The 23,639-nt window shown below is 56.9% G+C and carries 18 protein-coding genes; 13 read left to right on the plus strand and 5 right to left on the minus strand.

Annotated features, from left to right (window positions below; translation table 11 throughout):
- Positions 1-200: 200 nt before the first annotated feature.
- Entirely contained in the window at positions 201-641 is a 441-nt protein-coding gene (locus ACN0VH_RS19880; protein WP_417702221.1) for a response regulator, read from the minus strand.
- A gap of 1 nt (position 642) precedes the next feature.
- The gene (locus ACN0VH_RS19885; RefSeq protein WP_417702223.1) at positions 643-2,418 is read right to left on the minus strand and encodes a CHASE domain-containing protein; all 1,776 of its coding nucleotides are present in this window, start codon (positions 2,416-2,418) and stop codon (positions 643-645) included.
- Between the two features lie 521 nt (positions 2,419-2,939).
- Between ACN0VH_RS19885 and ACN0VH_RS19890 the strand changes: the two genes are divergently transcribed.
- The 9 genes from ACN0VH_RS19890 to ACN0VH_RS19930 all read left to right on the plus strand — a co-directional run bounded on the left by ACN0VH_RS19890 (position 2,940) and on the right by ACN0VH_RS19930 (position 14,219).
- Positions 2,940-3,884, plus strand: a complete 945-nt coding sequence (locus tag ACN0VH_RS19890; protein ID WP_417702225.1) for a substrate-binding domain-containing protein — start codon at positions 2,940-2,942, stop codon at positions 3,882-3,884.
- Between the two features lie 26 nt (positions 3,885-3,910).
- The gene (locus ACN0VH_RS19895) at positions 3,911-5,485 is read left to right on the plus strand and encodes a sugar ABC transporter ATP-binding protein (protein WP_417702227.1); all 1,575 of its coding nucleotides are present in this window, start codon (positions 3,911-3,913) and stop codon (positions 5,483-5,485) included.
- 34 nt (positions 5,486-5,519) lie between these two features.
- Positions 5,520-6,548 (plus strand): ABC transporter permease, encoded by a 1,029-nt coding sequence (locus ACN0VH_RS19900; protein WP_278924462.1) that lies wholly within the window; start codon positions 5,520-5,522, stop codon positions 6,546-6,548.
- Complete coding sequence (locus ACN0VH_RS19905; RefSeq protein WP_278924461.1) at positions 6,545-7,525, plus strand: sugar-binding transcriptional regulator; 981 nt, start codon at positions 6,545-6,547, stop codon at positions 7,523-7,525. Before ACN0VH_RS19900 ends, ACN0VH_RS19905 begins: the two co-directional genes overlap by 4 nt.
- Positions 7,515-8,510, plus strand: a complete 996-nt coding sequence (locus tag ACN0VH_RS19910; RefSeq protein WP_417702229.1) for an aldo/keto reductase — start codon at positions 7,515-7,517, stop codon at positions 8,508-8,510. The genes ACN0VH_RS19905 and ACN0VH_RS19910 overlap by 11 nt, the downstream gene beginning before the upstream one ends.
- Positions 8,511-8,571: 61 nt before the next feature.
- Positions 8,572-10,257 carry a glycerol-3-phosphate dehydrogenase/oxidase gene (locus ACN0VH_RS19915; protein ID WP_417702231.1) on the plus strand — a complete coding sequence of 562 codons (1,686 nt, stop codon included), beginning with the start codon at positions 8,572-8,574 and terminating at the stop codon, positions 10,255-10,257.
- A 15-nt stretch (positions 10,258-10,272) separates the two neighbouring features.
- Positions 10,273-11,115 carry a class I fructose-bisphosphate aldolase gene (locus tag ACN0VH_RS19920; RefSeq protein WP_278924458.1) on the plus strand — a complete coding sequence of 281 codons (843 nt, stop codon included), beginning with the start codon at positions 10,273-10,275 and terminating at the stop codon, positions 11,113-11,115.
- Positions 11,096-12,616 carry an FGGY-family carbohydrate kinase gene (locus tag ACN0VH_RS19925; RefSeq protein WP_417702234.1) on the plus strand — a complete coding sequence of 507 codons (1,521 nt, stop codon included), beginning with the start codon at positions 11,096-11,098 and terminating at the stop codon, positions 12,614-12,616. Before ACN0VH_RS19920 ends, ACN0VH_RS19925 begins: the two co-directional genes overlap by 20 nt.
- Positions 12,603-14,219, plus strand: coding sequence for a GMC family oxidoreductase (locus tag ACN0VH_RS19930; protein ID WP_417702236.1), 1,617 nt, complete (start codon positions 12,603-12,605; stop codon positions 14,217-14,219). Before ACN0VH_RS19925 ends, ACN0VH_RS19930 begins: the two co-directional genes overlap by 14 nt.
- 30 nt (positions 14,220-14,249) lie before the next feature.
- Here ACN0VH_RS19930 and ACN0VH_RS19935 read toward each other — a convergent pair whose 3' ends face one another.
- Entirely contained in the window at positions 14,250-16,763 is a 2,514-nt protein-coding gene (locus tag ACN0VH_RS19935) for a Hint domain-containing protein (protein ID WP_417702238.1), read from the minus strand.
- 448 nt (positions 16,764-17,211) lie between these two features.
- Here ACN0VH_RS19935 and ACN0VH_RS19940 point away from each other — a divergent pair, with 448 nt between their 5' ends.
- The 3 genes from ACN0VH_RS19940 to ACN0VH_RS19950 all read left to right on the plus strand — a co-directional run bounded on the left by ACN0VH_RS19940 (position 17,212) and on the right by ACN0VH_RS19950 (position 20,813).
- Positions 17,212-19,248: an SGNH/GDSL hydrolase family protein gene (locus ACN0VH_RS19940; protein ID WP_417702240.1), complete on the plus strand. Its 2,037-nt coding sequence runs from the start codon at positions 17,212-17,214 to the stop codon at positions 19,246-19,248.
- 230 nt (positions 19,249-19,478) lie between these two features.
- Complete coding sequence (locus tag ACN0VH_RS19945) at positions 19,479-20,696, plus strand: PAS domain-containing protein (RefSeq protein ID WP_278924453.1); 1,218 nt, start codon at positions 19,479-19,481, stop codon at positions 20,694-20,696.
- 6 nt (positions 20,697-20,702) lie between these two features.
- Entirely contained in the window at positions 20,703-20,813 is a 111-nt protein-coding gene (locus tag ACN0VH_RS19950) for a hypothetical protein (protein WP_369011412.1), read from the plus strand.
- Between the two features lie 378 nt (positions 20,814-21,191).
- Here ACN0VH_RS19950 and ACN0VH_RS19955 read toward each other — a convergent pair whose 3' ends face one another.
- Together ACN0VH_RS19955 and ACN0VH_RS19960 are read right to left on the minus strand one after the other, a co-directional pair.
- Positions 21,192-21,773, minus strand: a complete 582-nt coding sequence (locus ACN0VH_RS19955) for a DUF1190 domain-containing protein (RefSeq protein WP_278924452.1) — start codon at positions 21,771-21,773, stop codon at positions 21,192-21,194.
- Positions 21,774-21,814: 41 nt separating this feature from the next.
- Positions 21,815-23,041 (minus strand): glutathionylspermidine synthase family protein, encoded by a 1,227-nt coding sequence (locus ACN0VH_RS19960; protein ID WP_417702243.1) that lies wholly within the window; start codon positions 23,039-23,041, stop codon positions 21,815-21,817.
- A gap of 274 nt (positions 23,042-23,315) precedes the next feature.
- On the opposite strand from ACN0VH_RS19960, the gene ACN0VH_RS19965 reads away from it, so the two are divergent.
- Positions 23,316-23,441, plus strand: coding sequence for a hypothetical protein (locus tag ACN0VH_RS19965; protein WP_417702245.1), 126 nt, complete (start codon positions 23,316-23,318; stop codon positions 23,439-23,441).
- Positions 23,442-23,639: the final 198 nt, after the last annotated feature.

Here is a 23,639-nt window from a genome sequence, read left to right on the forward strand (position 1 = left end):
TTACTGGCACCATCGAAAACCTCCGCCACTACCACCTGAGAGTGCGCCTGTGCACCGCTTTAGCCTACAGAGAATTCTCTTACTGACAATGCCGAGACACCACCGCATCCCTTGCAGTTTGCAAGATAAGCGCAGCAGAGATGCCCATGGCGTACCCTCTGGGAACCAGTGTTTTGCACTTGCTCGTGAACAAGGCTTGATCAAACGCCCGGCGCAAGCGGCGGCTCGCACACACGCCAGAAGTTTTGCAGGGTTTCCAGAGTATTCCTTAGGCTATCCTGATTGCAGGGCTTCAAGATATAGCCATTTGCGCGACTGCTATACGCGCGTTCAATATCGCTTGGGTTGTCGGAGGTCGTGAACATATAGACCACGGTATCGGCATGCCCGGTATCAAGGCCGCGCAACTCTGCCAGGAACTCATGTCCGTTCATCCGGGGCATATTGATATCGAGCAGGATAAAATAGGGATGTGGAATGGCGCATTGATTGGTGTCGTTCTTCAGAAGCTCCAGGGCCTCAATCCCGTCCTGCACGTGCACAACGACGGCGTCCGGTGCGATCTTTTTCAGCGCACGTCGGGCTATCATCGCATCCACGTCATCGTCTTCGACCAGTAAGACATTCATCTGTCGGGTCATGTCAGGCAACCTCTTCAAGGGAGCTGGCAAACTCCGATTTTGGCCAATGAAACGAAAACGTAGCGCCCTTTCCAAGCGTCGAGTCCAGATAAATATCATATCCGTGACGTGTAACTGCCTTTTTCACGATAGCCAGCCCAATACCTGTGCTGTCAGGGTCGGTGCCTTTGCGCAGGGTTTGGAACACATCAAAGATTTTTTTCTGGTGCTCCGGCGCAATGCCGGGGCCGTTGTCGCTAATCGACACAAACAGCGTGTCGCCTTCATCTTCTATGTCAATCTCGACTTCGGCGGCCTCGCGATCCGGGTGGTATTTAAACGCATTACCAATCAGATTTTCCATCACACGGCGAAAGCGCGTACTATCGCAAGACAGCGTTTCCACAGCAGATTGCAGTTGGATCTGATCGGGGCGCAGCTTGAAATCGGCAACGCAATCGGCAACGATGCGACTGATCTGCAGCGAAGCGGTCAAATCCGCCGATGCGTAGTTGATACGCGAAAATTCCATGATGCCGCTGGTCAGATTTTCCATGCGCTCCAGCCGCTCACGGATCAGCTGTAGGTGCTCCTTGATTTCACTGTGGGTATCAAGCGGGCCGATCACCTCTTCCAGGTCTTCTTCCAGAACGTCCGTCAGAAACCCAATGCCGCGCGTCGGTGTTTTCAGATCATGTGAGGCAATATAGACAAATTGCTCGATTTCCTCATTTGCCCGTTCCAGGCTGACGGTCTTGGCCCGCAGCTCTTCGGTGATCTCATTTGCATAGGCCTGGGCGCGGCTATTGGCGCGGGCCATCATTGCGATCAAGGCAATCACCAACAGCTCGATCACCAAACCTGCAATCAGGATTATGGTTGGCTGGGTCGAAAGATTCTGCGTCCGAAAGGCTTTGGTCGTGCGGATATCAACCGTCCAGGTCCGCCCGTAGATATTCAACTCGACCAACTCGCGAAACATCGGGCTGGGGTCATATTCCGGCTCGAAGGTCTGGCTGTGTTCATCATAGAGCAGCGTGCCACCATCATGGATGCTAAAGTGAATTTCGCGCAGATCCTTGGCAAGCAGACCTGCAACCAGTTTGCGCATGATGAAAGGCGCATAGACGACCCCGGAAAAACGCGCCTGACGCTCTTCTACCGTGTCGGGTTGGCCGCCTTCGTAAAATGGCGTGTAAAACAGGAACCCAGGTGTATTGCCGCTGTCCTGCACCAAAATGATCGGCTCGGTAATCTGCGCCATCCCGCTGTCGCGACTGGCCAATAGACCTGTGCGCCGATTGTTTTCATGCGCCACATCCAGCCCGACAGCCGCCGCATTGAGAGCCTCTGGTTCGACAAAGGTGATCGGCAGCAAGACCTCCTCATCATGTGCGGGGAAGATCTTGAAATTTCGCCCCTCTCGCTCCCGCTCTGCCATGAAGGCCGCGCGCTCTGAACGCGCGACCTGATAGATCACGCCAATCCCGTTGACCCCAGGGTATTTTTCTTCCAGATTCAGTGAATTAGCAAAGGCGCGCCATTCCTGATGCGACAGTTCCCCCTCTAGCGTGGCAATATTTGCCACCCCCGACCAAAGCGCATCTTCGTAGCGCGACATCCGGTCGATTATCAGGCCAATGGTGCGTTCTTTGGAGGCGGTGAACCGGTTTTCGATCTGAATATTCAATTGATGTTTGGAATAAAGCCAGGCGCCAATGGTCATCGCCAGCGACATCGCAATGATAGCAAAATGCAACGCAGAGATGCGAACCCCCGCAGCACCGATGACCTTCATCGCACGTCTCCTTTTCCCGCCAGAAAACATCAAAACAGCCCCCTGAAATTGGGCCACACTGCCAAAAACCAGCATAGAAAGGCAGCTAGTGGAGCATGAAGCCTGCAACGGTCAAATCAGGCTACTACAACCTATGGCTTTAGCCAAGGGGGCAGCTTTATCCGCGAGGTTGGGTCCGCGGCGTGTGCATAGGTGATGCCTGCGGGGGCCAATCCAGCCAGATTGTGACCAAACGGCCCTGACGTCTTGCCCCCTACAGCCGCAGCCCGGTCAAAATGAAATAAATTTCACTACAAGATAGTTTTCCCATTTATTGTTGACGAAACCCGGATTGCTGCGGATCAGTAGGCGCACTGAATGTAATTTCGGCCTTTGGTATTTCTTGCGAAATCCGGGGAGCCGGGCACATTTTTAAGGCCAAAGAGCCTTTACTCAGGGAGGAAGACATGAAGAAAGTGACTACAAAAAGGCTGATCGCGTCTGCAGTTTTGGCTGTTTCTACAGTGACGACGACACCCGCCATGGCCGAAGGAACACTGGCCTGCGAACCAGGCGAAACCTATATCATGAACGTGATGGTCTCGAGCCACCCCTATTGGGTGCCTGTCTATCAGGGATTCAAACAAGCGGCCGAAGCCTTTGGCTGCAACACCGTATTTTCGGGTACACCTGACTACGACATCACCAAGCAGATTGCTTCTTTTGAACAGGATCTGGTCAAGGCCCCCGCCGGTATTCTGCTGCACCCGATGCAGTCGGATCCCTTTATCGAACCAATCAACCGGGCGATTGAGACCGGCACCGAGGTTGCGACCTTTGCCGCTGATTCTCCAAATTCGAACCGCACCGCCTATATTACATCGGACAATCACGCCGAGGCCAAATTCGCCGCAGAAGAGATCGTCAGCCAGATCGGCGACAGCGCCGAATATGCAGTGCTGGAAAATCCCGGCCAATCTAACCACGACCTGCGGGTGACAGCCCTGGTTTCCTATATGGAAACCCACTACCCAAACATGAAACTGGTGGGACGCCAGGCAACCAACCAGGATAGCAACGCCGCCTATCGCGCCACGGCCTCAATCGTTCAGGCAAATCCGGATCTTGGTGCCATCTGGATCCCAGAGGCGGGCTCTGCCGAGGGGGCAGTTGCCGCAATCCTTGAGGCCAAATCCGATGTGCTGATCATGCATGCCGATGTGACACCCGCAACGCTGGAACACATCAAGGCCGGAAACATCCACATGGCGCTGAACCCGAACCAGGGCATGCAGGGCTTCATGGGGTTCATGTCGGTTTTCTTTGCCGCCCACAGCGATGTGTTTGATCCCTTCAACGATTACAAGGTCTCGGGCTTCAACCCGATGCAGATCCCCTATGTTGACAATGGTTTTGCGGTGATCACCCAGGACAATGCCGACAGCTTTGATCTGAACACCTATATGGCTGATCGCGACCCAAGCTAACTGGCCTGCGCACGCTGAAGGCGGCGATGCAGCACGCGCATCGCCGCCCCAACCGCCCCTTGCCCAAAACCGATGGCGACAAACCCATGACCGAAGATCTGCTTTTGAAAATTTCCGATGTGTCCAAATCCTTTGGTTCTGTCCGCGCGCTGCGCGGGGTGAATTTTGATCTGCGCAGAGGTGAAATACATGCCCTGGCCGGGGAAAACGGGGCGGGGAAATCAACCCTGATGAATATCATCGACGGGATCCTGCATCCGGACAGCGGGGAAATCCTGATCGATGGTCAGGCCGTCTCCATCGCGTCCCCCACACGGGCGCAACAGCTGGGCATTGGCTTTGTCCATCAAGAAATCGCCCTGTGCCCGGATGTCAGCGTCGCAGAAAACATCTTTATGGCAGCCACCAATGTCAGCCGCGCCCTGGTGATGGACTACGGCGACCTGCATGCCAAAGCCGCGACGACTCTTGGCCAGCTGTGCGATATTTCACCCGCGACCCTGGTACGCGACCTGTCCATTTCCAACCAGCAGTTGGTGGAAATCGCCAAGGCGCTGACGCTGGAGTGCCGGGTCTTGATTTTGGATGAACCCACCGCCGCACTGACCGAGAAAGAAGCGCAAATCCTGTTTGGCATCATGCGGAAACTGGCGGATCAGGGCATTTCCATAATCTATATTTCGCATCGCATGGTCGAAATATTCGACAATTGTGACCGGGTAACCGTGTTTCGCGACGGGCAGCATATTACCACCCAAGAGGTTGCAGATATTGGCCCGGACGATGTGGTCAACGCCATGGTGGGCCGCGTCATCGACGATCTGTACCCGCCCAAGCTGGCCGCCGCCGATCGCAGCGACGATATGATCCTTGAGGTCCGCAACCTGACAGATGGCAATCGCTTTCACGATATCAGTTTCCACCTGAAGCGCGGCGAGATCCTTGGCTTTGGTGGCTTGATCGGCTCTGGCCGCAGCGAGATTGCCAAAGGCGTGTGCCGCCTTGAATGCAAGGTGCGCGGCGAGACCTTTCTGAATGGCGCCCCCCTGACCCCACGAGACTATCAAGACAGTATCCAGGCCGGTGTGGTCTACCTGTCGGAAGATCGCAAAGGCGATGGCATCTTCTTGGACATGGCGATTTCGGCCAATGTATCTGCCCTGGATTTGCAGCGGGTATCATCCCCGCTCGGAGTGCTGAACAGCGCGCTGGAAACCCAGCAAGCCGCAGATCTGGGGCGCATGCTCAACCTGAAATGTGGCAAGCTCAGCGACCCGGTATCGTCGCTGTCCGGTGGCAATCAACAGAAGGTAGCGATTGCCAAGATGCTGAGCATCAATCCGAAACTCATTATTCTGGATGAACCCACACGCGGGGTGGATGTCGGTGCCAAATGCGAAATCCACCGTATTCTGCGCGCGCTCGCCGCCCAGGGTGTCGGGATTGTCGTCATCTCCTCAGAGCTACCGGAACTGATTGGCCTGTGCGACCGGGTAGCAGTGGTGCGCGAAGGCCGCATCAGCGGTGAAGTCAGCGGCGCACAGATGACAGAAGAAAACATCATGCAGCTGGTATCGGTCACCGATGCCACGGCGGCGTGAAAGACAAAGGACCAAAGCGGTGAGGAACTCTACTTTGACAGAAACCGGCACAACACAGACTGGCGGAACGGGGCCCACCCCAAATCAGGCCAGCGCGGCAGCAGCGCAGAACATTGTGCTGCGACTGTTGCGCATGCGGGAAACGGGGCTGATTGCGATCATTCTAGCTCTGTTTATCGTGATGTCGTTTGCATCGCCCTATTTTCTGACCTGGGTAAACATGCGCGCGATGGTCATGGCCTTCGCGGTCGAAGGCATCGTGGTCATAGGCATGACAATCCTGTTGATTTCAGGCGGCATCGACCTGTCTGTCGGCTCTGTCACCGCACTGGCAATGGTGGTTGCGGGCTGGTTGTTCCTGGCAGGGGTTGACCCCTGGCTTGCCTCGGCGATTGCCATTCTGGTCTGTACTGGCGTCGGGGCCATCATGGGGTTCTTTGTCGTCCGTGTCGGACTGCACCACTTCATCGTGTCGCTGGCTGTCATGGTGATTGCCCGCGGCATCTGCCTGCTGGCGACTGGCGGGCGTCCGCTGGGCCTGTTCACCCTGCCCCCCGAGTTCAAGTTCATCGGCCAGGGTTCTATCGGGCCGGTGCCACTGGTGATCATCATCTTTCTATTGACCGTGGTGACCTTTGATTTCCTGCTGCGCAAGACAACCGTATTTCGCAAGGTCTTTTACACCGGCAGCAATGAACGCGCCGCCGCCTATTCGGGGATCCGCACCAAGAAGGTTGTCTTTCTCACCACCACGCTGTGTTCAGCGCTCTGCGGATTTGCCGGGATCATCTATATGGCCCGCTTTGGATCGGCACAGCCAACATTTGGCATCGGCATGGAGCTGAACGTGATTGCCGCTGCGGTGATCGGCGGCGCCAGCCTGTCGGGCGGTACCGGCACGATCTTTGGTGCAATCCTCGGCGTAGTCCTTTTGTCGGTGGTCTCCAGTTCGCTGGCGCTGCTGGATGTATCGGTCTACTGGCAAGACATCATTCGCGGCTCTATCCTGCTGGCGGCAGTATCGATTGATCATTACCTGCAAAAACGGCGGGCGCGCAAATGACCGAAGCAAGCCCTAACTATGAAACCGCCCGTCAAATTCACGCGGTTCTTGTGCTCCACTTTGTTGAGGGTCTGAAACAGTCCGAAATCGCGACCAAACTCAACCTGTCAACCTCCAAGGTGAACCGGCTGATCGCCCAGGGGCGACGGATGGGCATGGTCAAGATTGACATCAAAAGCCGGTTTCAGCATCTGATCGACTGTGAAGAACAGATGGTCCAGACCACCGGGCTGCACAGCGCGGTGATTACCCCCACGGCGTCGGGAAATCCCGATACAACCCTGCAACAGGTGGGCCGGGCGGCAGCCAATTTCCTGCTGGAAACCCTGCGCGATGGCGATGTCATTGCCATCACCGGCGGTAAGGCCATCAGCGCGGTAGTCGAAAACCTGACGGCCGATATCGCACGCGATGTCACCGTTGTACCGCTGACAGGCGGGGTGCAGGGCAAGTATTTCACCGACGTCAACCACCTGGCCACCCAGCTGGCAGAACGCTTGGGCGGGCGCGCCATGCTGGTACATGCGCCACTCTTTGCTGAAACCCGGGCCCAGCGCGACATGCTGATGGAGGTCGGATCGGTGCGGGATGTCTTTGATATTGCGCGCAAGGCAAATGTTGCGCTGCTGGGGATTGGCTCGATTCAGGCGGCGGACTCCAGCTATTACGACCTGAACCCGGTCCACGAAGCCGATCGCAAGATGCTGGCCAACTCTGGCGTTGTGGCGGAACTGCTGGCGCATCTGATCGGCGATGATGGCCGGGTAGCGGACTACCCCCTGAACCACCGCCTGGTTGCCCTTGATCCCGGAGATCTGGCCGAATGTGGCCGCGTGATTGGCATCGCCTCGGGGCTGGGAAAAGCCCGCCCTATCCGGGCCACGCTGAACGGAGGCTATCTGGATGCCCTGGTGCTGGACGAAGAAACCGCGCTCAACCTATTGAACCCAAAAGAGAGTAAACCCAATGTCGCATGAAATGCTATCGCGCCCGATTGGCAAAAGTGGAATAGAAGCCTCGGCCATTGGTCTGGGCACCTGGGCCATTGGCGGCTGGATGTGGGGTGGCACCGACGAGGCCACTTCGATCAAGGCAATCCAGGCCTCGATTGACGCGGGCATCAGCCTGATCGACACCGCCCCTGCCTATGGGCAGGGCACCGCCGAGGAAATCGTCGGCAAGGCCCTGAAGGGGCGGCGCGACAAGGTTGTTCTTGCCACCAAATGCGGGCTTGTCTGGCACTGCCAGAACGGCAACCATTTCTTTGACCTTGAGAGCGGACCAGTGCATCGCTACCTGGGGCGCGATGCGATCATCTACGAGGTCGAACAAAGCCTCACACGGCTGGGAACCGATTACATCGACCATTACATCACCCATTGGCAGGACCCGACCACCCCGGTTGAGGAAACTATGGAGGCACTGGAACTGCTGAAGAAGCAGGGCAAAATCCGCTCTATCGGTGCCAGCAATACCAGTACCGCAGATATCAGCGCCTATCTGGCGGCCGGGCAGTTGGATGCCATCCAGGAAGAATACAGCATGGTAAAGCGAGACATCGAGCAGACCTTGCTGCCGCTCGCGCAGGAAAACGGCGTCTCTGTGCTCAGCTATTCCTCGCTGGCGCTGGGGCTATTGTCAGGAAAAATGACCGCCGAACGCAAATTCGAAGGCGATGACCAGCGCCGGGATAACCCGCGCTTTTCAGCGCCAAACCGGCAAAAGGTGCAGCAGCTGATGGAGGAAATCACCCCCATCGCTGCAGCCCATTCTGCCAGTCTGGCGCAGATCGTCATTGCCTGGACCCTGCAACAGCCCGGTATCACCTTTTCCCTGTGCGGTGCGCGCAATGCCGACCAGGCCCTGGAAAATGCCAAGGCCGGGCGTATCCGGCTTTCTGCCGCAGACATCCAAGGCATCAACACTGCCGCGAAGCGACATCTACACGACCTAGACGGCTGATCACCTGCCCCTGGTTGACCTAAATTCTGCCGCCCGCCTCGGGTCGGCAAACGGAGAAGTTATGTCCAAACAACGCCAAAACAGCCTTGCTGCGCTTTCACATGATGACAGCTTTGATGTTGTTGTGCTGGGCGGTGGGATCAATGGGATCGGGGTGTACCGCGACCTTGCCCTTCAGGGGCTACGCGTTCTGCTGGTGGAGCGAAACGATTTCTGTTCCGGCTGCAGCGCCGCCCCCTCTCGGATGATCCATGGTGGCCTGCGCTATCTGGAAAACGGCGAGTTTGATCTGGTCAAGGAATCCCTGGCCGAACGCGATGCTTTGCTGCGCAACGCACCACACTATGTGCAGCCCCTGCCCACCACCATCCCAATCACCTCTTTGCTGTCGGGCACCCTGAATGCGGCGGCCTCTTTCCTGGGGTGGTCTGGCAAACCCTCGCGGCGCGGCGCCCTGCCGATCAAACTGGGGCTGGGGCTGTATGACTGGGTAACACGAAGCAACCGGGTTCTGCCCAAGCACCAGTTCCACAGCGCGGGCAGCACCCGTAGGGCCCGCCCGGCGCTGACGCCGGATCTGCTCTGCTCTGCCACCTATTATGATGCCTGGATCAGCCATCCGGAACGGCTGGGCTTGGAAATGATCCTGGATGTTGAACAGCACAGCCCGGCATCGCAGGCGCTAAACTATGCAGAGCTAACCCCCGAGGGCGAGAACTGGCATGTCATCGACAGCCTGACCGGCGACCGCCAGCCCATCAAGACCAGGGTCATTGTCAATGCAACGGGTGCCTGGCTGGATAGCGCCATCAGCGCGCTCAATCCCGGTGCACCCAGAAGCGCACCGTTGGTGTCGGGCACCAAGGGGTCGCATCTGATCCTCGACAATGCCAGCCTGATGCAGGCGCTGGATGGCCATATGATCTACTTTGAAAACGATGATGGCCGGGTTTGCATTGTCTTTCCCTATCTCGGCAAAGTGCTGGCTGGCTCTACCGATATCCGGGTCGAGACGGCGCAGCGGGTGCGCTGCGAGGCGGCCGAACGCGACTATATCCTGGCCTCGCTTGGGCGGGTCTTTCCCGATATTGCCCTGTCGGCGGATCAAATCGTCTTTAGCTATAGCGGCATCCGCCCGCTCCCCAAGAGCGACCATGACTATACCGGGCGTATCTCGCGCGGGCATGATGTGCGCAGGATCAATGGCACGGTGCCGCAGTTCTGCATGATCGGCGGCAAATGGACCACTTTTCGCGCCTTTGCCGAACAGACAAGCAACGCCGTGCTGCAAGAGCTGAAGCACCCGCGCCAGACCTGCACCCGCGCGCTGGCAATTGGCGGCGGCGCGGGCTTTGCCTCGGCGCAGACCGATGCCCCCGCCCAGGGCAACGCCCGCACAGACCATCTGCTTGCAACCTATGGCAGCCGCGCCACCGAGGTCGCCGCCTTTTGCGCTGCCTTTGCCGATGATCGCCCGCTGACAGACACCAGCCCCACCACCACCGGGGAAATCGCCTTTCTGGCCCGCCACGAACATGTGGTGACCCTGTCGGATATCGTGCTGCGACGCAGCCCACTGGCGATTACCGGCCAGATCTCGACCCGGATGATTGACCGCATCTGCGCCGTGCTGCGCCCTCTTATGGCCTGGTCACAGGCCGAAACAACCCAGCAAAAGCAGGATCTGCTTGCTGAACTCAACAGCTATTACGGCGTATCGCAAGATATGCTCGACAGTCGCAATTGAACGAAGGACAACCCAATGAAAATCAGTACCAAAGCCCGTATGAACCGGATGTTCAGCAACGGTGGCTGCCTGGATGTGGCGATCGACCACGGCGTCTGCAACGAGCCGAGCTTTCTGGCTGGGCTGGAGAATATGCCAGCAGTCATGGACACGCTGATCCAAGCCCGCCCGGATGCCATCCAATGCGCCTATGGTCAGGCGGATTTGCTGCAATCACGGCCAGAAAAGGATAAGCCCGCGCTGGTGATGCGGATCGACATGGGCAATCCCTACAATGACCAGCGCCACCGGGTGATGTGGTCAATGCTGCAGAACGCCGATGAACCGCTGATTGGCGCCCTGGAAATGGATGCTGCAGCAGTGGTGGTCAATCTGTTCATGTTGCCGGATGAGCCAGAGCTGTTTCGCCAATGCATTGAAAACATCAGCCGGGTGCGGGCCGCCTGTGACAAATACGGCATGCCGCTGATGATTGAACCGCTGGTGATGCTGCCCAACGATATACGCGGCGGCTATCAGGTGGATGGCGACGCCCAAAAGATTGTGACCCTGACCCGATTGGCAAGCGAAATGGGCGCCGATATCATCAAGGCCGACCCGACCGAAAACCCCGAAGACTTCCACCGTGTTGTCGAAGCCGCACGGGTGCCGGTTCTGGTACGTGGCGGCGGCAAGGAAGATCTGAAAACCGTATTGATAAAATCCGCCGCGATTATGGCGCAGGGGGCCAAGGGCATGGTTTATGGGCGTAATATCTATCAGCACGACAATCCCAAAGCGGTTGTCGCCGCCCTCATGGCAATGATCCACACTGGCGCCAGCGGCGAAGAAGCCTGGGATGTGTACAACCGTGGCTGATCAGGAAAAATATCTGCTGGGGCTGGATGCCGGCAATACGGTGATCAAGGCGGTTCTGTTTGATCTTCACGGCAAACAGATCGCGCTTTGCGCCCTGGATGGCCAGTCCTCTACCCCACAGCCAGGTCACGTAGAACGTGACCTGGACGAGCTGTGGGACAATGCGCAAAGCGCCATTCGCGGCTGCATTGACCGTGCAGGCATAGATGCCGCGCAGATCATCGCCATCGGCTGCGCCGGTCATGGCAATGGACTCTATCTGCTGGATCAGGACCAGGCGCCGCTATTGGGTATTCAATCGCTGGATACCCGCGCCGCAGAGCTGGCGCAGGCGCTGGATGCGCAGGTCGGGCAGGACTTGCATGACATCTGCCTGCAACGCCCCTGGCCTGCGCAGACACCCAGCCTGCTGGCCTGGGTGAAACAACACCAACCCGAGCTTTATGCCCGCGCCGGAACAGTGCTGCTGTGCAAGGATTTCCTCAGCTATCAACTGACAGGCCGCCGCGTCAGCGACCTATCCGACATGAGCGGCTGCGGACTGGCCCAGTTGCCCGAGGGGCGCTATGACGATGGCCTGCTGGCGCTTTATGGGCTGGCGGATGCGCGCGACAAGCTGCCAGAACTGCTTGACCCCGCTGCGACGGTCGGCGGTGTGACTGCCACTGCAGCCCAGGCAACCGGGCTTGCCCCCGGCACCCCGGTGATTGCGGGCTATTTTGATGTCATTGCCAGCGCCCTGGGGTCAGGTGTTGTTTCGGCTGGCGAGGCCTCGATCATCGTGGGCACCTGGAGCATAAACCAGATGTTCTCGACCACTCCGGTGCAGGATGACAGCGTCTTTATGGTCGCCGGGTTTGGCCCTGGGCGCTTTGTGAATATCGACTCCAGTGCCACATCGGCTGCCAACCTGGAGTGGTATGTCCGCACCTTTGTCGAACGCGGTGGCCATCACGATGATCCCTTTGGCTATTGCAACGCCTGCTTGGATCAGACGCCACCGGGACTGGATGATCCGTTTTTCCACCCCTTCCTCTATGGCTCGCGGCTGGCGGCGCAGGAACGCGCCGGTTTCTTTGGGCTGGCGGGATGGCATGGCGAAGGCCACATGCTGCGCGCCCTGTTTGAAGGCGTGATGTTCGAACACAAACGCCATATCGCGGTCCTAGAGGCCGCCGGGGTCAGTTTTGAGCGCGCAACCCTGTCGGGGGGCGGAGCCCGCAGCCCGCATTGGCCGCAGATGTTTGCCGATTGTCTTGGCGTGCCAATAACCGTGGCCGAGGCGCAGGAAACAGGCGCACTAGGGGCTGCCATAGGCGCCGCTGTTGGTCTGGGCCAGTTTGCAGATTACGAACAGGCCCTTGCCGCCATGACCCGATCCGCCAATGGGTTTTCGCCGGATCCGCAGATGCAGGAATTCTACGCAAGGCGCTATGCCGCCTGGTTGGACCTGCGCCATCGCATGCAGGGCTTTGGGGGCGCGCGTGATGACACAGAGTGAACAGCTGGACGGCCACTATGACTATATCATCATCGGCGCGGGCACGGCTGGCTGTGTGCTGGCCAATCGGCTAACCGAGAACCCAAAGACCCGTGTATTGTTGCTGGAGGCCGGTGGCCGAGACAATTACCACTGGGTCAAGATCCCGGTTGGCTATCTCTACTGCATTGGCAACCCACGCACCGACTGGATGATGAAAACCGAGAGTGAGCGGGGCCTGAACGGGCGGGCACTGGTCTATCCCCGCGGCAAGGTTCTCGGCGGCTGCACCTCGGTCAACGGGATGATCTACATGCGCGGACAGGCCGCCGATTACGACCATTGGCGTCAGCTGGGCAATCCGGGCTGGGGCTGGGACGATGTGCTGCCCTATTTCCTGAAATCCGAAGACCATCACGCCGGGACAAGCGAAATGCATCAGTCGGGCGGTGAATGGAAGGTCGCAAAACAACGGCTGAAATGGGATATCTTGAGCGCCGTTCAAGAAGGTGCGAAAGAGTTTGGCATCCAGCCGCGCGCCGATTTCAATGATGGCAACAACGAAGGCTCCGGCTTTTTTGAGGTGAACCAGAACAACGGCATCCGTTGGAGCACCGCCAGCGGTTTCTTGCGCCCTGCCCTGAAACGCCCAAACCTGCGGCTGCTGACGCAGGCCCATGTGGAAGCGCTGATGCTGGAGGGGAAAACGATTACCGGCGTGCGCCTGCGCGTCAAGGGCAAGCCCCTGTTCGCCCGTTGCCGCCAAGAGGTCCTGCTGGCGGCGGGTGCAATCAACTCGCCCAAGATCCTGGAGCTGTCGGGTATTGGACAGCCAAGGCGGATCAAGGACCTGGGCCTGCCCCCCCTGCATGACAGCCCAGGCGTTGGCGAAAACCTTCAGGACCATCTTCAAATCCGCACGGTCTACAAGGTGAAAAATGCCAAGACACTGAATACACTGGCGAATTCAGCCTTGGGAAAGGCAAGAATGGCCCTGCAATACATGACAACCCAAAGCGGGCCGTTGTCGATGGCGCCCAGCCAATTTGGCATGTTCACCAAATCACGCCCCTCTCTGGCGACGCCGGATCTGGAATATCATGTGCAGCCGCTCTCGACTGATCGGCTGGGGGATCCACTGCATCCCTTTCCTGCCATCACCGTCTCTGTCTGCAACCTGCGGCCAGATAGCATCGGGTCATGTCATGCGCAGTCCGGCACCCCAGAACAACAGCCCGCGATCCGGCTGAATTACCTGTCGGCCGAAACGGACAAACAGGTGGCCATACAATCGCTGCGTCAGGCACGCCAGATCATGACCGCCCGGGCCCTGGCACCACATCAGCCCGAAGAGATCCTGCCCGGCCCAGGGTATCAGAGCGACGCAGAGCTGTTGAAACAGGCCGGTGACATTGCCACGACGATCTTTCACCCGGTTGGTACCTGCAAGATGGGAACCGACCCCGCCGCAGTGGTCGGCGCGGATCTCAAGGTGCATGGCCTGACGGGCCTACGCGTTGTCGATGCCTCGATCATGCCCAAGATCGTCTCGGGCAACACGGCCTCACCGGTTGTCATGATCGCCGAAAAGGCGGCCCAGATGATCAAGCAGGAGGCCCGTTAGCCCCCCGCGACACACCCAGAAAGCGGCAGCCTAGGCGGCCCCCAAGAACGACAGATCACGCCGCTTCAAGCTTTGACGGGCAAGTTCCCCATAGACCTGGCGAACTTGCCCGCGCCCCTGTTCCCCGGCCAGCCCAAACACCGGTGCCAGGTCGGGGAAGAGTTCAAACAGCTCTCGCATATTGTCAGCCGATAGTCCGCGAATAGCCTCGGGGCCGGGCCAGAAGGTTTCCGTGGCAATGCCTTCGGCAAAAACCACCTCGTGTTGCTCGGTCATCAGATGAACATAGGTGACGCCCTGATCGGCATAGAGCTGCTGGCCACAGTTCTCGTCTATCCCGGCCAGCAACTTTGCTGACACAAAACTTTCTCCAAAGGGGGTATCTTGCCCAAGGGTCCGGCGATGAACCAGCAGGCGGTGCTGTGGCGACAGCAGCATCGGGCGTTCAGGCGACAGAAACCCGCCCGGGCTAAGGCGGTAGGGCCGCAGATGAGGCCGCAGCAGCAGCTCGGCACGGTCCAGCCTGCGCTGTCCGACCCAGATCACCGGCTGAAATCCATTATCGGCCGTTTGCAACATGTCCCCCACCCGGATTTGGCCAGCTGGCACGGTGCCGCGCCGGGTCGCCAAAAGAACCTCGGGGGTGAAGCAGGGTATCCCCGCAGAATGCAGTTGCGACTGGCTGGTGATTTGCGCCGGGGATACCCCTTTAAGCACCAGGCTCTCTCCGCCGGGAAAGCTGAGGAGAGCATTGCCAAAGCCATCATCCGACACCGATACATCCTGACTGCGGATGCTGCCATCCGGCCCGGTGCCCCCGGTCAGATCTGAAACATCAAGCTGATCGTTGTAGAACCCGTCGTCATCGTCATCGGAGACACTAAAATCACTTAAGGTATCGGCACCGCCGCTTGCGGTCAGGATGATCTCGTCATAGCCAGCGCCACCGGAAATGAAATCGCTGCCGCCGCCAAGCGTGATCGTATCGTCGCCGGCGCCCGCGTCGATAATAACGCCAGCACTGTCAGCTGACGCGTCCACCACGTCGTCCTGCCCGGTCAGCGTCATTGCTTCAATTTCGGAAAAGCCAATCGTATCGGCGCCGTCGGTGACGGTGCCCGCCTCATCCCCTGTATAGGTGACCGTTACGCCACTGGCGGTGACCCCCGAAAGATCCACGGTGTCATAGTCAACGCCGGCCTCGCCACCGACCACGGTGTCATTGCCAAAACCGTCAGAGATCTCGAAGGTATCGGAATCCGCTTCACCATACATCAGGTCTGCGCCAGTGCCGCCGACCAGGAGGTCATTGTCATTGCCGCCATACATGGTGTCGTTGCCGTCGCCACCGTCCAGGGTGTCATTGCCGTCGGTTGCCACGATGCTGTCATTGCCGACACCCCCAACAAGGCTGTCGTCCCCCGCCGAGTTTTTCAGCGTGTCATCGCCTTCGCCGCCCATCAGCGTGTCATTGCCCAGGCCGGTGGTCAGATAGTCGTTGCCAAGACCACCTTCGATGTAGTCGTCACCGTCCCCCCCCGAGATGGTATCGCCGCCGTCACCACCGATCAGGGTGTCAGAACCGATCCCGCCGTCCATCACGTCGTCGCCGGCACCGCCATCCAGACTGTCGTTGCCATCCTCACCAAAAAGCGAGTCATCCCCGCCCTGGCCATAGACCACATCGTCACCAGCCCCTGCCAATACGGTATCGGCCCCTTGTTCAATGATGGAAACAACTGGGTCTTCGATGACATCTCCGGAGAGAGTGAAACCGGAATATCCTTCTCGCGTTTGCAGGGTAAACTCGATTGAGGATCGGTCCTCGAACTGGGCAGAGAACCAGGCATCCTGATCAGTATAGCTGTTTATTTCAGACCCGGTGGCCGTCACCATATTGCCGTCGGTTGTCGTCGTCAGCGAAGAATCCTGCGACACGCCAAAGGAGGTGAAGCTGTTGCCGTCCACAATGATCGCTTCGGCATCGCCAATATCAGTGTTGTCATCGACATCATTGAAGGTCGCGGTCGAGTTCAGGAAAACGGGTTCGCCAGTATTCGGGTCGTAGAATTCCAAACGGAAGGTCGCCTGATCCCCCGCCTCATCCCCGTCCAGAAAGACTTCTGCACCCTCGGCGTAGCCAAACTCCACCCACATATCCGGATTGGATTTTTCCACCAGCACCAACCGGCCCCAGACCTTGCTGCCGTCCTCAAGCGTTGCAATATCGCTAAAGATGGCAGAATCGCCCGCAGACCCCAGGTAACCATCGTGGGAAACATATTGCATATTGGCGAGTTCAAGCGACAGAGGCGTGGCATTCGCCCCCTGCGCAAAGCCATCTCCCATGTCACCATAGATGACATCATCGCCCTCGCCCGCATCGATAATATCGCTGCCTTCTTCACCCGCAACTGTGTCGTTACCCGCGTCCGCGTTGATTGTATCGTCGCCGGTAGTCCCATCCAGTATGTTGTTACCAACGTCGCCAATATGGCTCGTATTACCGACAATAAGGTCTTCTAGCCAATCTGGTCGTATCATGAATTCTACCCGGCGTTCGTTGGTGGACTTGTGGAAACCAACGAAAGGTACCGGAAGGTTCGTAAGATTAGGTAAACCGGATAGTGCCAAATAAACCGAAATGCCCCGGCCTTGGCTGGTGGGATGCTCCCGATTGGCTCCAGCAGACGGCGATTGTCAAACCATGCATGTCGCATGTGATTTCGGGCAAACAGGTTTCAAGGCACATGTGCCAGGTGACCTGTACGGCCAAGATCCTTCTGAGCGACAGGAAGAGAACAACCCGGCGGATAAAGGTAAGCAACTTCAAATGGGGGGAAGCTGTACGCGTTCTCGACCCAATATAGCCCCCTCTCTCACGAAGCTTTTTAGCTAAATAAATCGTACCCGCATTGGCAAATTAATCCTTGATTTAAAAAACTACCCAAGCTTGCATGTTACTGCATCCAGCAGTCATTAGAGGTTTAGCTTGTACGTTTTTCGACCATTGATTCTCCTATTCACTATTTTCACGCCGACCTATTCCCTCTCATCAGAACCTACTGATGACACAATCGAGTGGGAGGTTCTCAATCGGTTTGGCCCATTCGCCACCCAGGGGAACGCCGAAGACTTGTTCCATAGGTACAAGCTGGAACCCGGAGAAAACTTTGCTGACTGGCACAAACGGTTATCGGACCTTGGGTTGCCCTCACCCTACGAAGCCTCCCTAAAAGAGGGGCAGAATGCGGGAATGCACTGGGACCAGAGAGCCAAGCAGCATTCTGAAAAGATACTGAGCTTTGTTCAAAATGAAGCTTCAGCCGCAACCACGGTAAGAGCTGTTGCCAGGGTTGCCTCATCGTCAGAATGCACATGGGTATATAATGGGGAAACTAATACGCTGCCCTGTGAACGTGGCTTTGAGTTTTCTGTACCGATCTCTGGCGCAAATCTGAGCGTATCCTACCAGGGCAGTGAAATCTCATCGTGGATCAAGCCAGAGCATGTCGTAATCGTCGGGATGGGGGATAGCTACGGATCAGGAGAAGGAAACCCTGACTATCCTGGTCAATGGAAGGCGGGTCAAACCCTTCCCGGCAAAAACAATCTGGAATGGTTGGTGGACAGCCAGCGCCTGGTCTCGCCACCAGAGGCCCCCGATGCAGACGTAAACCATTGGGTCGACGACACCTGTCATAGAAGTTTCTATAGCCATCAAAGCCTCACCGCGCTCAAGCTAGCTTCTGAACGGCCACATACATATGTCACTTTTTTGCACTACGCGTGTACGGGAGCAGAGATTTTTGATGGTCTTCTTGTGCCCCAATATCAGGCTTGGGGTAAGGGGGAATACGTTCCCTACTCTCAAGTGAACTTTGCAATTCGCGAACTCTGTCAAGAAACGCCTTCGAACTATGAAGCGGTATCCGCTGAGGAAATCGGCGGATTAAACATTCGGTCCTTTCATCGAAGAGGGGGGCCTGGAAACCGCCCTCGAAGTATGAGCAATCTGAATCCTGACCCGCGAGTAGATAGGTTCAGTAAGTTCACCAGAGACCTAAGAGAGACGAATGGCGGCAAGTTTCCTCAGTCTGGCTTTCTGACCTGTGCATCGGGGAACATGCGCCAACCCGACTACGTGTTTCTGAGTATTGGTGGAAATGACATCGGGTTCGCAGACATTGTGCAATACTTCGTAATTCCCACACAGTGGAAAATCAAACTCGTCGGGACCCTCCTCTTTCCGGAAGTCTGCCCCAGCCCATCCAACCGAGTAGATGCCAAAACCAATCGCCATTTGGATAGGTACTGCAGGAAATTAGACAGCAAAAACCTGTACCATGCAGGAGATTTGACAGACGGACATAGCACCTCCCTAGGCATGAAAGAAAGGTACAGCCTGCTCTTCAATGTTCTAGAAAAACGGCTAGCGGTGAAGCCCAGCCAGATTGTCATCCCGCAATACCCCGACCCAATGCGAGCGCGCGTTTCCTCGCAGCCCGCATGCGAACCACTTTCGGGTTCAGACTTCAATGTACCTGGTGATCCTCCTAGAGAGTTTAACCCCAAGAGCGCTTGGAATGGCTTGAAAGCTGCCGCTCCCAATAGCCTGATTAGAACCTTAAGCAGGTGGCCTGGCCGAAATCTTCGGGAATGGCATTTCAATCTCACATCGAGCGAAGGAGGGCTGGCCCTGAAGCAGTTTGATCGGTTTCGGAGTGCCCTTTCCAAGGTAGCACGAGACCGCGGGGTTTCCTTTGTTTGTGAAACACGAGATGCTTTTGTTGGCTATGGATGGTGGAAGGGTGGTAGAGGAAATCTTCCAAACACCGAACCAAAATGGCCTGTATCGGACTGGAGACCATATGCTTATGAAGCTGATACCCGCGCCATCAGGACGGGCAACGATACACTTCTGACGCAGCCAGGCGATAAGCGGATTACGGGGGCCGTTCATCCCAACCTTACCGGCCATAGGCTGATAGCACAGCAGGTTTATGACAAGTTCTGGTCCACCCCATAGTCATTATTGAACGTGTTTTCCCCCGCGAGCAGATAGTGATTTTTGCTCGCGGAAATCACCTTTTCCTGGCTTGAAGCGACCTCGGGCAGCCAAGATGCACACGCCCTTCGCCCATTGCCTAGGTTTCACTCGTTCCTGATCTTCATTCTGCCCCAGCGATCCCTTTAAAGGATTAGGAAGATTTTCAATGTAACCTTCGGGTAGAGTTATCATGAAAATGGAACGTCAAAGTGACTATAAACGACCGCCGTTTGAATGTTCGGCCAGCACAAGGAGAAGCTCCTTTTGGTCTTCACGAAGTATTTATCTCGCGGACGGACGAACGCGGCATCATCAAAGCAGCCAACTATGTTTTCAAGCGGGTTGCGCACTATGATTGGGACGAACTTCTGGGGGCTCCGCACCGGATCATTCGGCACCCAGACATGCCCAAAGGTGTATTCCATTTGTTTTGGGAAACCCTGAAACAAGGTGAGAGCATTGGCGCCTACGTCAAAAACAAGACAAAGGATGGCCTGTATTACTGGGTTTTTGCAGTTGCCATACCTTGCCCTGGCGGCTTTCTATCTGCACGTATGCGCCCCAGCAGCGCAATGTTCGACCAGGTTAAGAAGGCCTATGCAGAGCTACTGCTTGCCGAACGGGAAGGTGATCTGTCCCCGCAAGAAAGTGCCGAACATCTGAAAGAATGGATCCTTTCAAAAGGATTTGAAAGCTATCATCAGTTTTGCACTGCCGCTCTGAGCGAAGAGCTGCTTTCGCGCTGCGCAGGTCTGAATATCCCACCAGATCAAAAGATCCTGCAGCTGCAACAAACCGTGTCAGATGCCAGCGCACTTGTAGCCGAAACCAAAAGCCTGATTTGGGAATTTGATGCGATGCGGACCATTCCACATAATCTGAGAGTGATCGCATCTCGCATCGAACCTGCGGGAGGCCCTGTTACGGTGTTATCGCAAAACTATGGCAGCATGTCCTCTGAAATGTCGAGCTGGTTCGAGGCCAACGTCATGGGAGAGAATAGCAATTTCAACAAGATCAAAGGTGCGGTGACCAACCGCCTGTTCGTTGAGGGCATGACGCGCATTCTGGAAGAATGTGACCAGCTACTCACCCAAGAGCGCCGGACACTCGGCAAAGTTGATATCGAGAAAGAGCGGCGGATTCTTGCAGAGCTTGTCGAAAGAGAAAGGGAATTGGCCAATAAAGGAGGGGATCAGGTCAATTTCGAAGCTGACAGGATTCAACAAGCTTGCAATGTGATGCACCGACAATTTTTAGGGTTAAGCACCACAAGGGTTCTTTGCAAAATAGAAGCCGCACGATTGCCCAAAGGTGGGGAAACCCTAGATGACATCATCAATCAACTCGGTAGTTTTCAGAGACGCATTGCAGAACGCTTGGCTAATATTGCCAAACTGAGCAACCAAGTCCGCGCCATAGAATAGGTTACGATGGCGCGCTTCGTCTACCGCCTGGTCAATCGCGCAGGAAACAATGAAAGGACGGAGCTTCGCCATCGCTGTCATAATCGGCGGTGCTGTCGTCCCGACCATCTTGGTTGAGGGGTCAGCCGCAGATAACAAACGCGATGACCGGGACTTCTGGGCCAAGGGGGTGGACTTAAACCTGCTCTGACCTGTGGCTTGGGCTTCTCCCGCCATTCTAGCAAAGTGCCTTTCCGCCCAGAACACCTGCTACTGGGTCAACGGATGGGGCCGGTTCCTGTCATGGACTGGCCCTCACTCGCAGCCCGAAACAACATAAGCGTTGCATCTGACCCCCTGATTGCCCTCTAAACCTCACCACTTCTCGTCCGTTGGTCTGCATCCGAACTACGATCGGAGGCGACAATGGCGGAACGTGAAGTCTGGGGGTTCAAGGTCCGGACATCCAAGTCACCATCGCCTACCCGCATCGTTCAGCGCTAATTGCGCAGGTTTTTATCCACCAAAACCCGATCTCGAACCGCCAGACTTGCCAAAGCCTCCACGTGAGGCGGCCGCAGCGCGAGACATTGGTGTTTTCCCAATCGTCGAGGCCGGGCGGGCGAATTGAGAGGTGCTCAGCTTTGTGGAGCCTCGGTTGCTCGAAAAAGTGCTGGAGCGCGAGGCGTTAGTATATCGCCCGTCGGAGCCTTTATAGAGCGGTTGCGCCGCAGCCATTCCTGCGCGCCCACCCATCATATTGCCGATCAAATAGCCTGCCATTAGTGGCATGAAAATGCTTCCCGATCCGCCCTGCGTCACGGCCTCTTCAGATCCGCAGGCATCTTCACCATGCTGTTCCTGACAGACTTCGAGGCTTTCATAACGGGGCGCGGCCTCGACATGCAGGGCTTGGGCCTCGGAAAAGGACGTCTCGCATTCTTGTGACGTGATCATCCCACCGCGCGATGCGTCTTCCAGACAGCTTTGCAAATCCGGGAAAGCAGAGGCTTCGACCTGTTCTTCGCGGCATCCCGCAAGAGCAAAAGCAGCTGCTCCGACAATCGCGATGGAAACCCGTTTCGAGCGTTTGGTCATGTAAATCGTCTTTCTGCCAAAGGGGCGCTGGGGCGTTTGTATCACGCAACGATATAGTGCGGCTTGAACCGGGATAAATCCTGCGTGATGCGGGATCGATCTTCTCGGATACCGACGCCGACACAGTCGTGCCCCACGATCCAGGCTCCGACCACCGGGCGAAAACCGTCGAATTTTGGCAGGGGCGCATAAGCTTGGATGACGCGCGGATGTTCGGCATAATCGGTATTCTTCGATTGCTCGATCAGCTCGCCGGACTTCAGGATCGAAACCGAGGCCCCCTCGCGCGACAAGATTGGCTTTCGCACATAGCCAGCTGCCAGTTGGGTCTCGGCGCGTGCCAGGGCTGCAGCGGTCGTTGCCGTCGCTGTGCCGCTGGCTACCATAGCGTCCCCTACATCTGCCTCAAAGAAGGCCGGTAATAGGTTTGGATGGCCCTCGAACATTTGCCAGAGCACGGGCAAAAGCCCCTTGTTGGATAACAGTGCCTTCCAGGCGGGTTCCAGAAACAGGCAGCCGGATCCATCAATGTGATTGGCGTAATCGTCGCGCAACAGATCCTCCCACGGATAGAGCTTGAACAGAACCGCAATCCTGCGATCCTCATCATCCAGAAACTGGCCGTCGTCGCTGAGCGCTATCTTGTCGAGATCGCAGTAATGCGCCCCCAAACCGGCTTCGCGTGCGGCCCAGCCCATGGCTTCGACCGTGCCGTAATCTTCGGGGGTGTCGGCAACGGCCGTAAAGTGCAGATCGCTATCTTTCTCAAAAACGGCGCTAAACCGCGCGACCAGCGCCTCGTGGATACCATTAAACTGGTCCGTCCCTGCGGGAAGCACCCCGGATTCCAGCTGATCTTCAAGCCACTGCCACTGAAAGGCCGCGCTTTCGTAAAGAGAGGTCGGCGTATCGGCGTTATATTCCAGAAGCTTGGCGGGTGCCTTCCCATCATAGGCAAAATCGAACCGGCCGTAGATTTCAGGATCGCCCCGTTTCCAGCTTTCGGCGACAAGGTCACGGTGGGCTTCGGGGATCGCAAGCCGCTCCATCAGGCTTTCACTGGCTATAATTTCACCTACTGCCTCTCGGCACATGGCATGGAGCTCGGTGGCGGGGTCCTCCAGGTCGTTCTCGACCTGCTCAAGCGAAAACGCATAGGCCGAAGTTTCATCCCAATAGGGTTCGCCATGCATATCGGCAAAGGTAAATCCTACTTCTTGGGCGTGATCGCGCCAAGAGGGCCGTTCGGGCAAAGTGATCTTCTGCAAGTGTCCGTTCCTCAATTCTTCGACTGCGTTTAATGGGGTTTGAAGCCAACAACCAGACTTGGTTTTGGTGAATGCCAGAAGTTTGGAGATTTTTGAGTGCCCACCGGACCCGCGCTATGGGTGCATTTGGACGTCGCTGTTTGGCAGGCAGCACCGATTTTAGCAACGAATATTTGAGGCTAGAAAGGGAAACCTGGACAGCCACGCCGTTGAGGCACCAATCTGCAGAAACCCATGCAAGATCAACCGAGCGGTAACAGATGAGAGGACGGTGGTGCGCCATCTCTGTTATAATCGACGGTGCTGTCGTCCCGACCATCTGGTCGATGGGTCAGCGGCGGATAACAAGCGCGACGACTGGGACTTCTGGGCCAACGGGGTGGACTTCGACCTGCTCTGACATGTGGGTTGGGCCTCTCCCGCCGCTAAAGCAACGTCCCGCTCCACCCTGAACACCCGCTACCGGGTCAACGGGTGGGTCGGGTGCCCGTCATAGACTGGTCCTCACCCGCAGCCGAAACCACTGGGGCCGAAATCCGGGGCGATTGGGGCCGGTTCGGGCTTCGTAGCTCTTACGTCTATGGCTGGAAAGTACTGG

Origin of the sequence: Pseudophaeobacter sp. (genome assembly GCF_048267565.1) — a bacterium.
GTDB classification, from domain to species: Bacteria; Pseudomonadota; Alphaproteobacteria; order Rhodobacterales; family Rhodobacteraceae; genus Pseudophaeobacter; species Pseudophaeobacter profundi.

Bases quoted from the DNA above. Each gene is read 5' to 3' on its own strand.
- ACN0VH_RS19880 (WP_417702221.1), bottom strand. From the start codon at position 641: ATGACCCGACAGATGAATGTCTTACTGGTCGAAGACGATGACGTGGAT.
- ACN0VH_RS19885 (WP_417702223.1), bottom strand. From the start codon at position 2,418: ATGAAGGTCATCGGTGCTGCGGGGGTTCGCATCTCTGCGTTGCATTTT.
- ACN0VH_RS19890 (WP_417702225.1), top strand. From the start codon at position 2,940: ATGGCCGAAGGAACACTGGCCTGCGAACCAGGCGAAACCTATATCATG.
- ACN0VH_RS19895 (WP_417702227.1), top strand. From the start codon at position 3,911: ATGCAGCACGCGCATCGCCGCCCCAACCGCCCCTTGCCCAAAACCGAT.
- ACN0VH_RS19905 (WP_278924461.1), top strand. From the start codon at position 6,545: ATGACCGAAGCAAGCCCTAACTATGAAACCGCCCGTCAAATTCACGCG.
- ACN0VH_RS19910 (WP_417702229.1), top strand. From the start codon at position 7,515: ATGTCGCATGAAATGCTATCGCGCCCGATTGGCAAAAGTGGAATAGAA.
- ACN0VH_RS19915 (WP_417702231.1), top strand. From the start codon at position 8,572: ATGTCCAAACAACGCCAAAACAGCCTTGCTGCGCTTTCACATGATGAC.
- ACN0VH_RS19920 (WP_278924458.1), top strand. From the start codon at position 10,273: ATGAAAATCAGTACCAAAGCCCGTATGAACCGGATGTTCAGCAACGGT.
- ACN0VH_RS19925 (WP_417702234.1), top strand. From the start codon at position 11,096: ATGTGTACAACCGTGGCTGATCAGGAAAAATATCTGCTGGGGCTGGAT.
- ACN0VH_RS19930 (WP_417702236.1), top strand. From the start codon at position 12,603: ATGACACAGAGTGAACAGCTGGACGGCCACTATGACTATATCATCATC.
- ACN0VH_RS19935 (WP_417702238.1), bottom strand. From the start codon at position 16,763: ATGATACGACCAGATTGGCTAGAAGACCTTATTGTCGGTAATACGAGC.
- ACN0VH_RS19950 (WP_369011412.1), top strand. From the start codon at position 20,703: ATGGCGCGCTTCGTCTACCGCCTGGTCAATCGCGCAGGAAACAATGAA.
- ACN0VH_RS19955 (WP_278924452.1), bottom strand. From the start codon at position 21,773: ATGACCAAACGCTCGAAACGGGTTTCCATCGCGATTGTCGGAGCAGCT.